The sequence below is a fragment of the Mesorhizobium sp. KR1-2 genome, assembly GCF_040045035.1.
Classification (GTDB): Bacteria; Pseudomonadota; Alphaproteobacteria; order Rhizobiales; family Rhizobiaceae; genus Pseudaminobacter.
In genome coordinates this window covers 50,293-68,211 of record NZ_JBDZDS010000002.1, presented here as the reverse complement: position 1 = coordinate 68,211, position 17,919 = coordinate 50,293, and the positions used below count along the sequence as shown (strand labels likewise).

At 62.1% G+C, this 17,919-nt stretch carries 17 protein-coding genes and 1 pseudogene; 10 read left to right on the top strand and 8 right to left on the bottom strand.

Annotated features, from left to right (window positions below; genetic code table 11):
* Positions 1-113 precede the first annotated feature (113 nt).
* Positions 114-602 carry a MaoC family dehydratase gene (locus tag ABLE85_RS04515; protein WP_348791518.1) on the top strand — a complete coding sequence of 163 codons (489 nt, stop codon included), beginning with the start codon at positions 114-116 and terminating at the stop codon, positions 600-602.
* A 6-nt stretch (positions 603-608) separates the two neighbouring features.
* Here the strand turns inward: ABLE85_RS04515 and maiA are convergent, their stop codons facing one another.
* On the bottom strand, positions 609-1,259 hold the full coding sequence (gene maiA / locus ABLE85_RS04510; RefSeq protein WP_348791517.1) for a maleylacetoacetate isomerase: 651 nt from the start codon (positions 1,257-1,259) through the stop codon (positions 609-611).
* A 213-nt stretch (positions 1,260-1,472) separates the two neighbouring features.
* On the opposite strand from maiA, the gene ABLE85_RS04505 reads away from it, so the two are divergent.
* On the top strand, positions 1,473-2,156 hold the full coding sequence (locus ABLE85_RS04505) for a response regulator transcription factor (RefSeq protein ID WP_348791516.1): 684 nt from the start codon (positions 1,473-1,475) through the stop codon (positions 2,154-2,156).
* A 29-nt stretch (positions 2,157-2,185) separates the two neighbouring features.
* Here ABLE85_RS04505 and ABLE85_RS04500 read toward each other — a convergent pair whose 3' ends face one another.
* Together ABLE85_RS04500 and ABLE85_RS04495 are read right to left on the bottom strand one after the other, a co-directional pair.
* Complete coding sequence (locus tag ABLE85_RS04500) at positions 2,186-3,526, bottom strand: hybrid sensor histidine kinase/response regulator (protein ID WP_348791515.1); 1,341 nt, start codon at positions 3,524-3,526, stop codon at positions 2,186-2,188.
* 13 nt (positions 3,527-3,539) lie between these two features.
* Complete coding sequence (locus tag ABLE85_RS04495) at positions 3,540-4,706, bottom strand: FIST N-terminal domain-containing protein (protein ID WP_348792101.1); 1,167 nt, start codon at positions 4,704-4,706, stop codon at positions 3,540-3,542.
* Positions 4,707-4,973: 267 nt separating this feature from the next.
* Here ABLE85_RS04495 and ABLE85_RS04490 point away from each other — a divergent pair, with 267 nt between their 5' ends.
* The 8 genes from ABLE85_RS04490 to ABLE85_RS04455 all read left to right on the top strand — a co-directional run bounded on the left by ABLE85_RS04490 (position 4,974) and on the right by ABLE85_RS04455 (position 12,417).
* On the top strand, positions 4,974-5,483 hold the full coding sequence (locus ABLE85_RS04490; protein ID WP_348791514.1) for a (2Fe-2S)-binding protein: 510 nt from the start codon (positions 4,974-4,976) through the stop codon (positions 5,481-5,483).
* Positions 5,484-5,624: 141 nt separating this feature from the next.
* Entirely contained in the window at positions 5,625-7,979 is a 2,355-nt protein-coding gene (locus tag ABLE85_RS04485) for a xanthine dehydrogenase family protein molybdopterin-binding subunit (protein WP_348791513.1), read from the top strand.
* Between the two features lie 12 nt (positions 7,980-7,991).
* On the top strand, positions 7,992-8,789 hold the full coding sequence (locus tag ABLE85_RS04480; RefSeq protein ID WP_348791512.1) for a xanthine dehydrogenase family protein subunit M: 798 nt from the start codon (positions 7,992-7,994) through the stop codon (positions 8,787-8,789).
* 191 nt (positions 8,790-8,980) lie between these two features.
* A complete protein-coding gene (locus ABLE85_RS04475; protein ID WP_348791511.1) occupies positions 8,981-9,298 on the top strand; it encodes a hypothetical protein in 318 nt (105 codons plus the stop codon).
* Positions 9,299-9,597: 299 nt separating this feature from the next.
* Positions 9,598-10,392 carry a hypothetical protein gene (locus ABLE85_RS04470; protein WP_348791510.1) on the top strand — a complete coding sequence of 265 codons (795 nt, stop codon included), beginning with the start codon at positions 9,598-9,600 and terminating at the stop codon, positions 10,390-10,392.
* Between the two features lie 192 nt (positions 10,393-10,584).
* Positions 10,585-11,301 (top strand): DUF1614 domain-containing protein, encoded by a 717-nt coding sequence (locus ABLE85_RS04465; RefSeq protein WP_348791509.1) that lies wholly within the window; start codon positions 10,585-10,587, stop codon positions 11,299-11,301.
* A 174-nt stretch (positions 11,302-11,475) separates the two neighbouring features.
* The gene (locus ABLE85_RS04460) at positions 11,476-11,694 is read left to right on the top strand and encodes a hypothetical protein (RefSeq protein WP_348792100.1); all 219 of its coding nucleotides are present in this window, start codon (positions 11,476-11,478) and stop codon (positions 11,692-11,694) included.
* A 597-nt stretch (positions 11,695-12,291) separates the two neighbouring features.
* On the top strand, positions 12,292-12,417 hold the full coding sequence (locus ABLE85_RS04455; RefSeq protein WP_348791508.1) for a hypothetical protein: 126 nt from the start codon (positions 12,292-12,294) through the stop codon (positions 12,415-12,417).
* Between the two features lie 397 nt (positions 12,418-12,814).
* Here ABLE85_RS04455 and cyoD read toward each other — a convergent pair whose 3' ends face one another.
* The 5 genes and pseudogenes from cyoD to ABLE85_RS04430 form a co-directional block, all read right to left on the bottom strand.
* Positions 12,815-13,228: a cytochrome o ubiquinol oxidase subunit IV gene (gene cyoD, locus ABLE85_RS04450; RefSeq protein ID WP_348791507.1), complete on the bottom strand. Its 414-nt coding sequence runs from the start codon at positions 13,226-13,228 to the stop codon at positions 12,815-12,817.
* Entirely contained in the window at positions 13,225-13,920 is a 696-nt protein-coding gene (locus ABLE85_RS04445; protein WP_348791506.1) for a cytochrome c oxidase subunit 3, read from the bottom strand. The genes cyoD and ABLE85_RS04445 overlap by 4 nt, the downstream gene beginning before the upstream one ends.
* On the bottom strand, positions 13,917-15,929 hold the full coding sequence (locus tag ABLE85_RS04440; protein WP_348791505.1) for a cbb3-type cytochrome c oxidase subunit I: 2,013 nt from the start codon (positions 15,927-15,929) through the stop codon (positions 13,917-13,919). The genes ABLE85_RS04445 and ABLE85_RS04440 overlap by 4 nt, the downstream gene beginning before the upstream one ends.
* Before the next feature lie 2 nt (positions 15,930-15,931).
* Complete coding sequence (cyoA, locus tag ABLE85_RS04435) at positions 15,932-16,861, bottom strand: ubiquinol oxidase subunit II (RefSeq protein WP_348791504.1); 930 nt, start codon at positions 16,859-16,861, stop codon at positions 15,932-15,934.
* 548 nt (positions 16,862-17,409) lie between these two features.
* Positions 17,410-17,827, bottom strand: a pseudogene (locus ABLE85_RS04430) (integrase core domain-containing protein); the annotation flags it as partial.
* Positions 17,828-17,919 lie beyond the last annotated feature (92 nt).

Below are 17,919 nucleotides of genomic sequence, written 5' to 3'. Positions count from 1 at the left end.
AACCTTTTGTCGCGCGAGCGAAGCTGCTAGCAGAAGATTAAAGCAGCCCGCGATTGCCGGGCCGGAAGCCTCGTATGGCTGACGCCTGCGGGCGTTGATTTGCGGAGAGGAAGATGTCGAAGCCGGCCCTGACATTTGCCATGCTCAAGGAGATGGCAGGCCAGGAACTCGGCGTGTCGGACTGGGTCACCGTCGACCAGAGCCGGATCGACCAGTTCGCCGAGTGCACCGGCGATCGTCAGTGGATCCACGTCGATGTGGAGCGCGCCCGACGGCGCAGTCCCTTTCGCAGTACCATCGCGCACGGCTATCTGACGCTGTCGATCATCGGCGCCCTGGGACAGGAGATCGGCGCGGTTCCCGAAAACACGCAGGCCGCCTTCAATTACGGGCTCGACCGGGTGCGGTTCATCGCGCCGGTCCGCGCCGGATCGCGCATTCGCCTGCGTTCGACCCTGCTGTCGGTCGAAGACTGCGGACCCGGCCAGTATCTGATGAAGGCCCACAACGAGGTCGAGATCGAGGGCGAAGAGCGCCCGGCGCTGATCGCCGAGACGCTGGTCATGCTCTACGAGCGCCGCAAGAAGTCGGCGCAGGCTTGATGGACCCTACTCGGCGTCGGGCTGGTTCTGTGGCGCGGCCTTGATGAAAGCCGGCAACTCCATGCAGTTGGCCACGACCTGCGAGATGGCCGGGTAGGGCAGCATGTCGACGTCGAAGCGGGCGTTGTTGGCGACCTGCGCTGCGAGGCAAATGTCGGCGAGACCGGGCGTGTCGCCATGGCAGAAGCGGCCGGTCTCCGGGCTCTCGTCCAACATCTTCTCGAGCGGTCGGAAGGTCTCGTTGACCCAGTGCCGGAACCAGTTGGCGACATCGTCGTCGCTGGCGCCGAACCGCATGCGCAATTCGGTGAGGATGCGCAGATTGTTCACAGGGTGGATGTCGCATGCGATCATCTGGGCGAGCATGCGCACCCGCGCCCGCCCGAGCGGATCCGGCGGCAGCAGCGGCGGCTCTGGCACCATTTCGTCGAGAAACTCGATGATCGCCAGCGATTGGGTCAGCACGTGGCCGTCGCTCCAGACGAGCGCTGGCACGAGCCCTTGCGGGTTGATGGCGAGGTAGGCCGGATCGCGATGCTCGCCATGGCGCAGGTGATGGGCGACGTAGGTGTATCTCAGACCCTTCATCTCCAGCGCAATGCGCACCCGGTAGGACGTCGAGGAACGGAAATAGTTGTGCAGGACGATTTCGTCCATCAGCCAGGCCTCCCTGATGCCGCCGTTCGCCGCGCGACGGGGAGTGCGGGCAGGGCGGTCCGATATACTATTTGCCAATAATCGCTTGTGCCGCCCTCGGCTACTCTCGAAACAGGACATGAATCGAGGACATGGAAAAGATAATCTTTCCGGCCGGCGCCCCCGGCGCGCGAGCTGCCTTGATTCCTGCATTGGCATGACGGAGTGTTGGCCATGAGCGCTGCCAACGACAAAGCCCGGTTCCTTATCATCGATGATCACCCGCTATTCCGCGAGGCGCTGCACAGCGCAGTGCGCATGGCCTATCCGGACGTGGATACGGTCGAGGCGCGATCCATAGCAGAGGCGTTGGACCTATTGGCCGGCCCCAAGCCGTTCGACCTCGCGCTGCTCGACCTGAGCATGCCCGACGTCCATGGCTTCGAAGGGCTTTTGCAGCTTCGCACCCACCATCCGCGTCTGCCGGTGGTGGTGGTCTCCGGCCACGAGGAGCCGAAGATCATCTCGGAGGCGCTGTCTTACGGGGCGGCCGGCTTCATCCCGAAATCCGTGCGCAAGAGCGACCTTGCCGCCGCCATCCGCTCGGTCATGGAAGGCGCGGTGCATGTGCCGGAGAACTACAAGCCCGAGGCGCTCGACCCCGAAAGCGCCGACCGTGCCGAGATGGTGCGGCGGCTCGCCAAGCTGACGCCGCAGCAATTGCGCGTGCTGCAGATGCTGCGCCAGGGCCTACTCAACAAGCAGATCGCCTTCGAACTCCAGGTGGGCGAGACCACGGTGAAGGCGCATGTCTCGGAGATATTGCGCAAGCTCAACGTCTACAGCCGCACCCAGGCGGTGATCGAGGTGTCGAAGCTCGACAATGTGGACCTTTTCCGCGAGCAATCGGGGTTTTAAGGCCTTGTTCCCATTCGGGAGATGGGCGATTACGCCAGCAGATGCGCCAGCAGCGCCCTCAGTTGCGCAGGTTTCAGTGGCTTGCGCATCAGTTCCACCCCAGCCGTGCGCGCTGTGAGCGTCACGTCTTCCGAGGCGTCACCGGTGATGATCAAGGCGGGCACGTCGCGGTTCAGATACTGCCGAACCGAGGAAACGGTGACGCTGCCCAGGTCGCCGCCCTCCAGATGCTGGTCGGCGATGACGATGTCGGGAATCCAGGCTGTATCGCCCAGCGCTCGCAGCGTCTCGGCAGTGGAAGCCGCAGTGCGGACCGTGCACTGCCAGCGTTCCAGCAGCGCCGTCATCGCATCGAGGACATCCGGATCGTCCTCGACCAGAAGCACCTTGGTGCCGAACAGGCCGTAACCGCGTGGCCGCTCCGGTTCGGTTGAGGCGGTGTCGGCGAAGGTAAATACGGTCTCGGCCACCGGTATGTCGAGATGGAACACCGTGCCGCGCCCGACCACGGAGGAGAGGGTGATCGGATGGTTCAGGGCGGTGGTCATGCGGCGCACGATCGACAGGCCGAGCCCCAGGCCGCCGCCCGAAATGTCGGCGTCGGCCGAACCGGCACAGCGATGAAACTCCTCGAAGATTGCCTCTCGCTGGTCTTCGGGAATTCCGCAGCCGGTATCCGCCACTTCGATCCTGATCATCTCGCCGCGACGGCGTGCGCCAACCAGAACGCCACCATTGCGCGTGTACCGGATCGCGTTCGACACGATGTTCTGCACGATGCGGCGCAGCAGCGTCCGGTCCGAGCGCACCACGGCGTTGGTTGAGAGGAACTTGAGCTTCAGCCCCTTCTGGGTCGCCAGCGGCTGGAAGTCGGACTTGAGCGACGAGAACAGCGGTTCCAGCGGAACGTCGTTGATGCTCGTCTCCACCACGCCCGCGTCCAGCTTGGAGATGTCGAGCAGCGTGTGGAGAAGATCCTCCATCGTATTCAGTGAACGCTCCACCTGCCGCACCAGCTTGCGGCCTTCCTCGGTGGTCTGGATCTCGGCCAGCGCCGATACTGAAAGATGGGCGGCATTGAGTGGCTGCAGGATGTCGTGGCTGGCGGCGGCGAGGAACCGTGTCTTCGAGACATTGGCGCGTTCGGCGCTCTCCTTGGCAACAGCGAGGTCGATGTTAGAGACCTCGAGCCGGCGCAGCGTGGCACGCAGTTCCTCCGTGCGGCTGCGCACCTGGTTTTCCAGGTTGATGGCAGTCTGGAACAGGGAGAAGGCGTTGCCCTGCTGGTCCATCGAACGCTCGACTCGCGAGATCAGCGCCTGGTTGATCTTCCTGAGTCTCTCGGCGTCGCGTATGTCGCGGATGGGCATTTTTGACTGCCTGCTATTCGGCCGCCTGTCGTTGACCGAAGGCGATGCCGGTGAACGTCTGGTTGAGATGCATGGAACGATATTGCTCGCCATAGGTTCCAAAACCGATGACCCGGTTGGCGCGGTAGAGTTCCGAAATGTCGCGGAACACCTGCCGATTGCGGGCATCGAGCCGTCGCAGCACGCAGTCGAAGCCGAGGATCATGTCGATCCCGCCCAGGCTCTCGCTGACATTCTCCAAGGCCTTGCGGGTCGATTCCACCATTCCCGTCGGTTCGGCGATCGACAGCACGATGCCGTCGTCTATGGCGCAGTAGAAGGACAGTGAGCCGTCTGGATTTACCTTCTGGATGGAACGGCAGTAATACTCTCCGCCGACCTTCACCACCACCGGATGCGAGGCGAAGCTCAGCGGCGTCAAAGCGTCGTGCATGATGCCGACCGCGGCTGCGAACTCCACTGCCGCCACGCCCGCGTTGAATTCATGGACGATGCGCCGTTCCGGGTCCGAGGCGGTCACCACCAGCTTGTCGCCGGTGGGAACGAAGTTTTCCGTCTTGAAGACACGGAAGGGAATGTCGGTGGCGATGAGGATGACGATGGCGCAGTCGCTGCCAACATGGCCGTCCGAGATCAGCGTGGTGGTCTCGAATTTCAGGTCGTCGCCGGCCGAGCCGCCGATCAGCGGGATGTCGTCGAGGCCCCAGTGCAACGCCGAGGTCACCGCCTCTTCTGCGAAGGAAAGGCCATCGATGAGGCAAAGCGCGAACAAGTTGCTGGCGCGAGAGCCTGCATGGCCGTACAGCCTGCGGCGCAGGCCCTCGACCTCGCCGGCCACGTAGTCCATGCCGGACGAGGAGAGGTCACGCACCACGGTGCTGACTGCGGTGAAGGAGCTCTCAGGAAACAGAATGGCCACGACATGGCCGTTCTCGAGCCCGTCGGGCGTGATCTCGCCGGCAGTCGAGCAGCCGGCATAGGCGAGCCCTGGCGCATGGTGTTTCAGCGCCGTCGCGAGTGAACTCGCATCCATCAGCGATTGCGAGAAGAACAGTAGCGCGAAACCGGCATTGATGGCGGACGATTCCGCGGCCACCGCGCGCGCGAATTCACCCGCATCGGCATCGTCGGAGGCCAGGGCCGACAGCCCGCAAGTATAGCTTGTTCGTGAACAGACCAGCGCAGTTCCTCCCCCAAGCTGGCCTAGGACGTGCCTCCCCGCACGTCGTTGGCGCACACGGCGCGCATTGTTGACGCATGCGGCAGCTTTGGCAATGCCTGCGCGCGCGGGCCGTATCCGAAAGTACAATATACGGGCTCTTGTGCGGCCTGCATTCTCGATTTGTGGGCAATACGAATTGTACTTATGCTGCATCTTGCAGGGTTCGAACAAACGCTGTCCTCGGTCCCGCCGGGCCGCGGCAGCCAGGGCACCTAGGGAGGATACATGTCGGAAATATCGTTGGTTGTGAACGGCCGGCGCGTGAGCGGCGTGGTGGAGGACCGCACGCTGCTGGTTCAGTTTCTGCGCGAGCATCTCGGGCTCACCGGAACGCATGTCGGCTGCGACACATCGCAGTGCGGCGCCTGCGTCGTCCATGTCGACGGCATGGCGGTCAAGTCCTGCACAATGCTCGCCGCACAGGCCTCGGGCTCCACGGTCGTCACTATCGAAGGGCTGGCCGACGGCACTGACCTGCATCCCGTGCAGGCCGCGTTCCGGGAAAATCATGGGCTGCAATGCGGCTTCTGCACGCCCGGCATGATCATGGCGTCCGTGGATATCATCAACCGCCATCCTGAAGGCCTCGACGAGGCGACTGTCCGGGCCGAGCTGGAAGGCAATATCTGCCGCTGCACCGGCTACCACAACATCGTTAAGGCCGTGCTGGCGGCCTCCAAGGCGATGGCCAAGGGCAAGAGCAAGGCCCCGGGCAGGGCGAAGGCGGCTGCGTGAATGGAACTGGCGAAAAGGGCATAGCGAATTAAAGGGGCTCCTGGCGTTCCCGCCGAAATGGTCCGGATTCCGGCCCGTCCCGCCTCATTCGTTATTCACATTTCGCGTTTCGCTTCTTGAAGGTTCCGGAGGAGAACTTTGATGGGCATTGAAGGTATCGGCGCACGCGTTGCGCGCAAGGAAGACAAGAGATTCATCACCGGCGCCGGGCGCTATGTCGACGACATGGTGGTTCCCGGAATGAAGCATGCGGTCTTCGTGCGCAGCCCGCACGCCCATGCGCAGATCCGCAAGATCGACGTCAAGGCGGCCCAGGCCATGCCGGGCGTGATCGGCGTGCTGACCGGCAAGGAGCTCAAGGCCGACGGCATCGGCAACCTGATCTGCGGCTGGATGATCCATTCCAAGGACGGCTCGCCGATGAAGATGGGCGCCTGGTCGCCGCTGGCGGTGGACAAGGTGCGTTATGTCGGCGACGCGGTGGTGGTCGTCGTGGCCGAAACCAAGGCCCAGGCCCGCGACGCGGCCGAGGCCGTGGAGGTCACCTACAAGGAGCTGAAATCGGTCGCCGACGTGACCGAGGCCGTCCGGAAGGGCGCACCGCAGATCCACCCCGAAGCCGAAGGCAATCTGATCTTCGATTGGGAGATCGGCAACGTTCAGGAAACCGAGGCAGCCTTCAAGAAGGCGGCGCACGTGGTCAAGATGGACGTCATCAACAACCGCCTGGTGCCCAATGCCATGGAGCCACGCGCGGCGCTCGGTCATTACGACAAGGCCGAAGACCACTACACCTGCTGGACGACGTCGCAGAACCCGCATGTCGCGCGCCTGGTGATGAGCGCCTTCTACAACGTCGCGCCGGAAAACAAGCTGCGCGTCATCGCTCCCGATGTCGGCGGTGGCTTCGGCTCCAAGATTTACATCTATCCGGAGGAGATCGTCTGCCTGTGGGCTTCCAAGAAGACCGGCGTGCCGGTCAAATGGGTGGCGGATCGTAGCGAGAGTTTCCTGTGCGACGCCCATGGCCGGGACCATGTGACCCATGCCGAGATGGCGTTCGACGAGAACCACAAGATCCTCGGTTTCAAGGTCGAAACCATGGCCAATCTCGGCGCCTACATGTCGCTGTTCTCGTCCGCAACGCCGACCTACCTCTACGCGACGCTGCTCTCGGGCCAGTATGACATTCCGGCCATCCATGGGAATGTGAAGGCGATCTACACCAACACCGCCCCCGTCGATGCCTATCGCGGGGCAGGGCGCCCTGAAGCTGCCTTCCTCGTGGAACGCATGATGGAAGTGTCGGCGCGTCAGTTCGGCATTTCGCCAGCGGAACTCAGGCGCAAGAACTTCATCACCTCCTTCCCGCACCAGACGCCGGTGATCATGAACTATGACGCGGGCGACTTCGCAGCCTCGCTCGATGCGGCCATGAAAGAGGCCGACTATGCCGGTTTTGCCAAACGCAAGGCCGAGGCCGCGAAACGCGGCAAGCTGCGCGGCATCGGCATGAGCTGCTACATCGAGGCCTGCGGCATCGCACCCTCGGCAGCGGTGGGCTCGCTCGGGGCGGGCGTCGGCCTTTGGGAATCGGCAGAGGTGCGCGTCAACGCGGTGGGCACCATCGAGGTGCTGACCGGCTCGCACAGCCACGGACAGGGGCATGAAACCACCTTCGCCCAGCTGGTGGCCGAGCGCCTCTCGGTGCCACTCGATTCCATCTCCATCGTCCATGGCGACACCGACAAGGTGCAGATGGGCATGGGCACATACGGTTCGCGCTCCGGCGCAGTCGGCATGAGCGCGATCGTGAAGGCGCTCGACAAGGTCGAGGCAAAGGCAAAGAAGATCGCCGCCCATCTGATGGAGGCCGACGAAGGCGACATCGTCATCGAGAACGGAGCACTCAAGGTGGCCGGTACCGACAAGAGCGTGCCGTGGTTCCAGGTGGCGCTCGCCGCCTACACCGCGCACAACCTGCCGGGCGGCATGGAGCCGGGCCTGAAGGAAACGGCCTTCTACGATCCGGCCAACTTCACCTTCCCGGCTGGCTGCTACATCTGCGAGGTCGAGGTCGATCCCGACACTGGCGTGACCGAGATCGTACAGTTCGTGGCAGCGGACGATTTCGGCAACATCATCAATCCGATGATCGTCGAGGGCCAGGTGCATGGCGGCATTGCGCAGGGCATTGGCCAGGCCTTGCTGGAGGGCGCGTATTATGACCCCGACAACGGCCAGCTGCTGACGGCGAGCTACATGGACTACACCATGCCGCGTGCCGCCGACCTGCCTTCGTTCAAGGTTTCGACCTCGAACACGCCATCGCCGTCCAATCCGCTCGGCATGAAGGGCTGCGGCGAGGCGGGCGCAATCGGTTCGCCGCCTGCCGTCATCAACGCCATCACGGACGCCATAGGCACGGAAGACCTGACCATGCCGGCCACCCCGCAGAAAGTGTGGGCGGCGATCCGCTCGGCCACGAAGCACTGAGGAGGAACGACCATGTATTCCGTCAACTATCACCGCGCTTCCTCGGTCGCCGACGCCGCGAAGCTCATCAAGAAGGGCGACGCCAAGTTCCTGGCGGGGGGCATGACGCTGATCCCGGCCATGAAGACGAGACTCGCGGCGCCGTCCGACCTCGTCGACCTTGGCCACATTCCCGAGCTGAAAGGCATCAAGGTCTCGGGCAAGACCGTCACGATCGGGGCAGGGACCACGCACTATCAGGTTGCCAATGACGAGAAGCTGAAGAAGGTTTGCCCGGCGATTGCCGAGCTTGCCGGCCTGATCGGCGACGTTGCCGTGCGCTATCGCGGCACGATAGGCGGCTCAATCGCCAACAACGACCCGGCTGCCGACTATCCGGCCGCCATGCTTGCGCTTGGTGCGACCATCGTCACCAACAAGCGCGAGATTCCGGCCGACAAGTTCTTCAAGGGCCTGTTCGAGACGGCGCTGAAGGAGGACGAGATCATCACTGCGGTGACCTTCACCGCGCCCGCGAAGGCTGCCTACCAGAAGTTCCCCAATCCTGCCTCGCGCTACGCCATTGCCGGCGTGTTCGTGGCCAAGGATAAGGACGGCGTGCGCGTGGCGGTCACGGGCGCTGGAGACGACGGCGTGTTCCGCTCGAAACAGATCGAGGCGGCACTGGCCAAGAAGTTCGACGCCTCGGCCCTGGAAGGCGTGTCCGTGCCGTCGGACAGCCTGATGGGCGACATTCACGCATCGCCCGAATACCGCGCCAACCTTGTGCTGGTCATGGCCAAGCGTGCGGTGGCGGCAGCCAACGCCTGAGGCTGGACGAGCCGACCTGAAAGGGGCCGCAAGCGGCCCCTTTTTCATTGCTGATGCAGCGGGAATGGCAGCCCGGCGCGGGTGTGCCAGGCGGCAATGATAGCCGAGGCTTTTGACTCGGTTGCAGGTGAAGGCTAGACCATATGCCGACGGGGCAAGGAAACACGGGCGGGGGTCGTTTGAAAAAAATCGTGAGGATCGCCGCCGGCGTTCTGGCCCTGCTCCTGCTGGGCGCGGTCATTCTTTGGTACCGCACCACATCTATCGGCCACGACGCCCTGCTCGACATCGCCACCGAGGCGGATTTGTGCAAGACCGCCGGCTGTTCCGAAGGCATCGACGAGGCTGCTTCGTATCTCGCCGAGGAATTCGGCCTGTCGCCGCGGCTGGTCGAATGGTGCGTCGGCGTCGACACGTTGTCGGAGCGCATGGGCAGCAAGGGGCTGGTCAATCGCTCCTGGTGGGTCAACCTGCTCTACCAGCCCTGCGGCGAGCCGATGGTCGATTGATGAGAGTGTTTGTGCCTCCGGCACGAGCGCCAAGGGCGTAAGCTATCCCCAATGCAGAAAACCTTGCGAAATCGCGTCTTGTTGCAGTTGCCCTTCATCGAATCGATCGGTTGACCCAAGATAACAATCTGCGGTTACATCCCCCTGTGTCCTGGAGATCGGGACGGTGGGTATATCCACGCTTTTCAGGGCATTAGGGACTGGTGAAGCGGCCCGCGTTTGCAGCCCTGGAACTACTGCTTTGAGCGCCGAGACCGGCATGTGAGGCAACTGCGAAGTGTTTTTGAAAAAGGATGATATTGATGTCCGAGCTTCAAATTCAAAAAATCGAGGAAACACTTCGCCGTTCCGTGGCGGCGCTCGACACAAAGAGCCTCGAGGAGCGGGAGGCAGGCTATATAAGGCTTCGCCTTGCGGTTGATTCACTTCTGAAGAAACCGGAACTGTCGCTGGGGCCGGAAGTTGGCTCCATGCTGCGGGATTCGCTTGAAGAGATGATCCAGACGCGTCGTTCCGGGGAAGAAGCTCAGAACGGGGAGGTGCTCGGCGTCGGTCTTGTCACGCCAGCCTATCCAGCGAGCGACGGAGCGCAGGCCGCCCGGCCGGGGCGGCATGGTTTCACGCTCGGGACGCTGGTCGGCCTCGTGTTTGCGGGGGCGCTCGGCGCGGGGCTTGCCTGGAGTGGCGCGCTGTCGGCCTTCGACAAGGTTCCCGGCAGCAGTGCTGTAGCGGCTGCCTACGAGGAAAACGTCCCGCTGATTGAGATAGCGGAGGCATTCCTCGAGCGGGTTCGCGAGGAGGTTATCGGGCGGCAGGCGAAGGACCCCGACGGGCTGACCCAGGTGGCCGGAGAAAAATTCGTGCCATTGAAGACGATGGCGCCCGAACTGGCCGGCGAGCTTCCCAAGCCGCTGCGAAACGGGTCGAACGTGATCGTTCGCGCGGACGCAACGGGCTACAAGATATTGTTCAACTGGCCGCTTTGCGCGACCGTGCAGTTTGCCAAGCCGCAGCTTCTGGACCCTGTGAGAAAGAACGGCGTGCTCGGCTGTATCCATTTCGGCGTGTGGAACGAAACTGGCGCAGAGTGGTAGTCCAACCCGCCGGCGCTCCGCCTTGGCCCGCAGGGCCCGGACCAGCGCCAGCGTTGGCGGTGCACATACTCTCCAACAGAGTGCCGGCTGAGTACGCGAAGTTGGTTTGGCTGGACGCGGGGTGTTGTGTCCCTTCGCAATCTGCGTGAATATCCTCGGAGCCACTCATGAGGCTTTGCAGCGGAGGCTCCAATGGACATCGCTCAGTTCCTCTACCTTCCGCTCGCGCCCATTTTCTTCTTCGTTCTCGTTGCGCTTTGCTTGCTGGTGTTGGTTTTCAGCCTGATAAGGCGCGCGTATCAGCAACTGGGCCTGACACACGCCCAAGCCGTGGTTGTGCTGCTTGGATCCCTGATCGGAAGTTTCATCAACATCCCCCTCGCGCTGATTCCGTCAGAGACCGTGGCGGCGGGGCAAATGGTTGATTTCTTCGGCATGCGCTATCAGATCCCGCCGCCGACCGATTGGGGAGGGACCGTGCTTGCCGTAAACGTGGGGGGAGCGGTCATTCCGGTGATTATGTCCGCATATCTTCTCTTTCGATGGCAGCTCTGGGCGGCGGGACTGTTGGCCACAGTTGTCGTGGGTGCGATTTGTTACTGGTTTTCTTCACCCGTGCCGGGGATGGGGATTGCCGTGCCGGTATTCATCCCGGCGATTGCAGCGACCATCATTGCGCTGCTGCTGTCACGCCAGAGCGCCGCATCGCTTGCCTATGTCGCTGGGTCGCTTGGCACATTAATCGGGGGCGATCTGCTGAATTTTGGCTCGTTTGCCGAACTGGGTGCCCCCATCCTATCGATTGGCGGGGCGGGAACTTTCGACGGCATTTTCCTGACTGGCATCATTGCGGTGCTGATTACTGGCATTTCAGCGCGGCGCCGGGATTCGAGACCAACAGCCTCCTGAGCTTGATCTGCCCCTGTCGCCCCAGCATGCGCCGTCGAGATCCTGATTTCCGCGCCTTGTCCGGTTCTGGTTGCTACCTGCGGTCGAACTTGTGCCGGGGGGACCTGGTCAAGCTCTCACTCGGTGGCGGCGGGCGTGCGACTTGTCAGTGGCAATGTACTGCTCGACCAGTCCATGCCAACCGGCGAGTCGATGCCCGGCGAAGCGGCTGCTTTGAAGGAAACCTTTGCAGGCGCCCTAGTGCGGCGCGGCGAAGCGGAGGCCGAGGTGACCGCGACAGCGCTGCTACCCCCGGCTACTACGATCCGGAGATACCGAATGACGGATGAGGTCGGCCGCCTTCTGCGGTTCAGACCATTTTGCCGCCAAGCAAGAACCCGCCGTTTCAACTAGGCGGCGGGCCAACCGACTGCCGATTTCCCTGACATGAATGCGAAACATGAATTTGCTAAATTGCAGCCTGAGATAGCATTTCATCGTCGCCAAGGTCCTCCCGCCCCGGTTCGCCGGGGCGGGTCTTTCGTTTGTTTGCTCCTAGTTCCGCAAGAAGGCCTCGATTTCTTCAAGCGCGCTCTTGCCATTGTTCTTTGTATCGATTGCGTCGAAAATGCACCTGGTGACAGCCGGCACCTCATCGAAAGAGATCGACCCGTCCCGGCGAAAGGGGACGGCGGTTTCATCGTGCGGCAATAAGGTGCGGCGCCCGCTGTAAAAACAGGGCGTTCCCAAGGGTTTTGCATGCACGCGATGAGGTTGGCGAAAAGCCGCCAAGGATTCGCCACGCCGCCCGCAACGAAAAGGCCCGACACTTGGCCGGGCCTGGACATCAAACGAGATATCGTCTTATCTGGCTGCGGCAGTCGAAGGCCTTCCGTTGGCAACATCTGCGTTCCGCTCTCGCCGAACCACGATCCAACCGAAAAGCACCATTCCAGCAAGGACAATCAAGGAGCCGATGCCAGCAATGGGATCGCCCGCCGGAGTTCCTGAGTGAACGAGGCCGACACCGATCGTAAGCACGACGGTTCCAGCTATCCAGAGAGCGACCTGAATGAGCGCGGTGCGGCCTCGGTCTATGGCTGGATGGAGGTGATAGAATACCCCGAAGAGAAATAGAGAGACCCAACCCAGCAAATTAAGATGTGCATGCGCCGGCATAGTAGAGTGGTCCTGTGAGATCGCCATGGATATCCCCCAGATCATGCCGACCAAGGACAGCAACACCGCTACTGAAAAAGCGATAGATGAAGCTTTCATATTACCCTCCCTTTTCTTTCGACTATTAGCATGTGGCAAATGAAATGGCGAGGGCGTTGATGCTTGCGGAATTACACATCAGGACGGACCCGGCCCGTCAGCCGATTGGCCAAACACGGTGCATCGTCCGTCCGCGATGGCTGGAGAGCTCACCCTGCGATGGCCTATCTGACTGGGGCAGGAACTATGGGAAACGAGATGTTTTGAGTCGCTGACGTGAGTTCATGAACCGGCGCTACAAAGAGCCGTGCCGCCCCTATCTCTGCATCTGCATCAGCTGCTCCATGGGCATCATATTGTTGCTTAGGTTGCCCATGATCCAGATCGATCCGATGACGATCAGGAAGACAACCAGGGTGCCGAAGGCAAGAGCCAATACGTTGTTCGTGTTGTCCGGGCCCGTCGTGATGTGGAGGAAGAACACAAGGTGTACGCCTATCTGGGCGATGGCGAGCACGATCAGAGCGACCGGAATGGCCGGCGCGTAGATGGCATTCGAACCCGCCAGAAGGAAAGACGCGACCGTGAGCACGATAGAGAACCCGAGGCCAATATTTGCGTTTCGCACCCAGTGGCCGGCGCTCTCCTCCGGCGCGTCGCCAGGGGCGTGATCTTCCCGGTCGTCCAGGACACCCGTGTAGAGATGAGGGTCGGATTCAAAATGGCTCATGCACCGCTCCCAATCAGGTAGACGATGGTGAAGATGCCGATCCAGACAATGTCGAGAGCATGCCAGAAGAGATTGAAGCAGATCAGCCGGTGAACGATTTCTGGCCGGAAGCCCTTGACTTGCACCTGTGCCAGCATGGTGGCGAGCCACAGTCCGCCAAGAGTGACATGCAGCCCATGCAGACCCACTAAGCCAAAGAAGGACGTGAGCATCCCGCTGAGCTGAGGCGTGATCCCTCGAGCAGCCAGTTCAATGAACTCCTGCAGCTCAAGAAGAACGAACACCAGGCCGAGGAAGCCGGTGATCAGCAGGAAAATCTGGGTCCACAGGCGACTCCGCGCGTTCATTGCCGCGTAGGAGAGCATGCAGGTGTAGCTGGACAGCAACAGCGCCGTCGTCTCGAACGCCACTCGGGGGAGGTCAACGATTTGGGATATCGTCGGGCCGCCGGCCGTCGCTTCCCGCAGCACGGCGAAGGCCGCGAAAAAGCAGGAAAACAAGACGATGTCGCTGAGCAGATAAATCCAGAAACCATAGCCCACGATGATACGCTTCCGGGCCGGGCCTGTCTCGCCATGGCCAGCCCCCGGAACGGGTTCTGCCGCCCCGTGGGCGCGATGGCCGAGCCGGTGAGGGTCTTCGCGGACGCGGCGGATAGTCTCTATACTGGCGGGTAGCCCGGTATAGGTCATGGTAGGACTTCCTGTGTGCCGAGCCTGTCGAGCAAGGCTGCGCGGGCCGCACGACGGGCCCGGTCCACGCTGGCCACCTGCTCGACCGGCACCTCGAATTCGTGGACGTCACGCCAGGCGAAAACGACGAATCCCGCAAAGGCCGCCACCAGCGCGAGGATCGCGAGCCACCAGATGTACCAGACCATCGCAAAGCCGAAGACTGAGGTGAAAAAGGCCGTGTAGAAGCCAACCGGGCTGTTCACGGGCATGTGGATAGGCTCGTACGTTGGCTCGGGTGACAGCTGCTGGGTCTCCACCGCGCGCAGCTTGATGCCCCAATACGCCTCTTCTCCCTCGACGTCCGGCATTACGGCGAAGTTGAAGAAGGGCGGGGGCGAGGGCGTGGCCCATTCGAGGGAGCGGCCGTCCCATGGATCGCCCGTCACGTCGCGGAGATTCTGGCGGTCGCGGATGCTGACCACAAGCTGCGTCGCTTGCGAGATCACCCCCAGAATGAGGATTCCGACGCCGATCACCGAGATGTACAACCAGGGCCGCCACTCCTCGAAGTTGATATGCTGCAGGCGCCGTGTCATGCCGAGCAGGCCCAGAACGTAGAGCGGCGTGAAGGTCACCCAGAAGCCGATGAAGGCAAACCAGAAGGCAGCCTTGCCCCAGCCTTCATGCAGCCGGAATCCGAACGCCTTGGGAAACCAGAACTCCAGGCCTGCAAAGACCGCGAACACCACCCCGCCTATGATGACATTGTGGAAATGCGCCACCAGGAACATGGAGTTGTGGGTCACGAAATCCGCCGGCGGGATGGCCAGCAGCACGCCGGTCAGGCCGCCGATGATGAAGGTGAAGATGAAGCCCATGGACCACAGCATGGGAACTTCGAAGCGCACCCGACCGCCATACATGGTGAAGATCCAGTTGTAGATCTTCACCCCGGTACCGACCGCGATGATGCTCGAGGAGATGCCGAAGAACGTGTTGACCGCCGGGCCCGCGCCCATGGTGAAGAAGTGGTGCAGCCAGACCATCATCGACACGATGCAGATGAACAGGGTGGCGGCGACCATGGATCGGTATCCAAACAGCGGCTTGCCTGAGAAGGTCGAGAAGACCTCGGAGAAGATGCCGAAGGCCGGAAGGACCAGGATGTAGACCTCCGGATGTCCCCAGGCCCACACCAGGTTGACGAACATCATCGGGTTTCCGCCAGCGGTGTTCGTGAAGTAATGCCAGCCGAGATAGCGATCCAGCGTCAGCATAGCCAGGGTAGCGGTCAGAACCGGGAAAGTGGCGACGATCAGCAGGCAGGAGGCTAGCGCGGTCCAGCAGAACACCGGCATGCGCAGGTAACTCATGCCGGGACAACGCATCTTCAGCACCGTGGTGACGATGTTGATCCCTGTGATCAGGGTGCCTACCCCGGAAATCTGCACGGCCCAGAGGTAATAGTCGACGCCGACGCCCGGTGTGTAAGCCGTCTCGCTGAGTGGCGGGTAAGGCAGCCAACCGGTGCGGGCGAACTCGCCGACAAACAGAGACACGTTGATGAGCAGGGCGCCGCTTGCGGTCAGCCAAAAGCCGACTGAATTGAAGGTCGGGAACGCCACGTCCCGCACGCCGAGCTGCAGTGGCACCAGGAAGTTCATGAACCCCAGCACCAGCGGCATCGCTCCGAACAATATCATGATCGTGCCGTGCGCCGTGAATATCTGGTCGTAATGCTCCGGCGACAGATAGCCGGGCGCGTTGATGGCCACCGCTTGTTGGGTGCGCATCATGATGGCGTCGGCGAACCCGCGGATCAGCATCACGACACCGAGCAGGCAGTACATGACGCCGATCCGCTTGTGGTCGACACTGGTTATCCATTCGTGCCACAGATACGGCCACCAGCCTTTCACGGTGATCAGGATCAGAACGCCAACGGCGATGAGGATAACGACCACCGAGGTAATCAGCGCGATCGGTTCGGAAAACGGGATCGCTGAAAGGTCAAGTTTGCCGAACATCGTCAGTCCTTTCCGCCGGTCGATACTTCGCGCCCGGCGTGCGACGGCCCTTCGGGCTCCGGACCGGGGCCTGGAGCGATCTCCTGGGTGGCCACGGCATGGAAGAGCTGGGGATCGATCCCGCCGTAGGTCGAGGGAGGCACACGCTGGGCCTGATGCGTGAGCTCGGCGTAGGCCGCGCGGTCGAGGACCGGACCGGCGCCCCGGACGCTGCCCACCCACGCCGCGAAGTCGGCGTCGGTCACGCTCTTCACCTGGAACTGCATGTCGGAGAAGCCGTCGCCGGAAAAATGTGCGGACGTGCCCCAGAGCTGCCCCGGGTCATCGGCCTGCAGGTGCAACTGCGAGACCATGCCTGGCATGGCGTAAATCATCGAGCCCAGCTGAGGCACGAAGAAAGCATTGAAGACGCTGGCCGAGGTGATCGAGAAATGGACCGGCGTCGCCGCCGGAATCACCAGCTGGTTAAGGGACGCAATCCCCTGCTGGGGGTAGATGAACAGCCATTTCCAGTCGAGCGAAACGACCTGCACCTCGAGAGGCGGGACTTTGGAGGGCAACGGCCTGAACGGGTCGACCTTGTAGGAGCCGATCCAGATCAGGCCGCTAAGAAACATGACGGTCAGGGTCGGGATCGACCAGACGACTGCTTCGATCCGTCCCGAATAGGACCAGTAGGGCAGGTATTCCCCGCGGGGATTCGACGCGCGGTACTGCCAGGCTACCCACAAGGCCAGCAATATCGTCGGAACGACGATGGCCAGCATGATCACAGTGGCGTTGATCAGGATCGTGGCGTTGTCCGCGCCGACGGGGCCGCGCGGGTCCAGCACACCTCCAGAACAGGAGGCAAGCCCGACGCTGAGCAGGCAAGGTACTCCGCCGCGGCGAACGCCGCGCAAAGCACCTTGGGGGTTCTGCGACAAACTCATTCGGGAGCGTCCCTCCTATCGCGGACCAAACACCCCCAAAACCCCACAATGCTCCGCCGCCTGGCTTGGCGGCTCTGTTATCGTTAGTAAATTGCCAGACCCAACTGATCCAAATAAGCCCAACTGCCGCTCGGCGTTGAGCGCGTGGCTGGCAGGCATTGAATAAGCACTGTAACACAGTCGGCGCCAGCCATACCAGCCATGCCAGCCACATCAAGGAACTGAGCATGTGGTCGATGAGCTTTTCGGCAGTGGCGAGATCGGCAATGGCTTCCGTTTCGCGGCTTGGGCGGCCTGCTGGCGAGCTTGCTCCATCATTGCCCGCCGGCTCCTCGCTCGAGCAGCGGGCGCTTTTGCTCCCGGCAGTAGTCACGGGACAATGTTCGCCGCAAAGGCCAAAGGTTCGAGTTGCGGAACATTCCTGCGAAAAGACGGTTAGGTGTCGTTTTCGGCGAGACTAGGCGGCGAGGCAGGGATAGTGCCGCAGCGAGCCGCATATATTGGGGGGCATGGGTGTGGCGATCGGTGCGGCACTCGGAGCCCTCATGTGCGAACTCATCGGGCGTCTGTCCTCCGAGCTGTGAGTGCCGGCGCGAGCCGTGGTAGGCCGTCCGCCAGATGTTCAAGCCCCGCGCGCCTGAGCCAGCGAGGAGTACGGCGTCTCGTTGAGCAACGCATCGCGCAGGCGTCCGTTGAAGCTCTTGATGAAGCCGTTTTGCATGACTTGTCCGGCGAGATGTAATGCCATTTGACACGCGCCTGATCGACCCAGGCCAGGATGGCATTGCTGGTGAACTCGCTGCCGTTGTCGCTGACGATCATCTTCGGCCGGCCGCGGTCGATGATCAGTCGGTCCAGTTCCCGTACCACACGTACGCTCGAGAGCGAAGCGTCGGCCACGAGCGCCGAGCTTTCGCGCGTGCAGTCGTCGATCACGGTCGGGATGCGGAAGCGCCGACCGTCGGACTCGGATGCAAGTTGACATTTCCCACCGCACAGAACCATTCTGAGTATCATCAGTGCAAGTTGGCAGCCACAGTTGCTGCCGGCCAGCATCG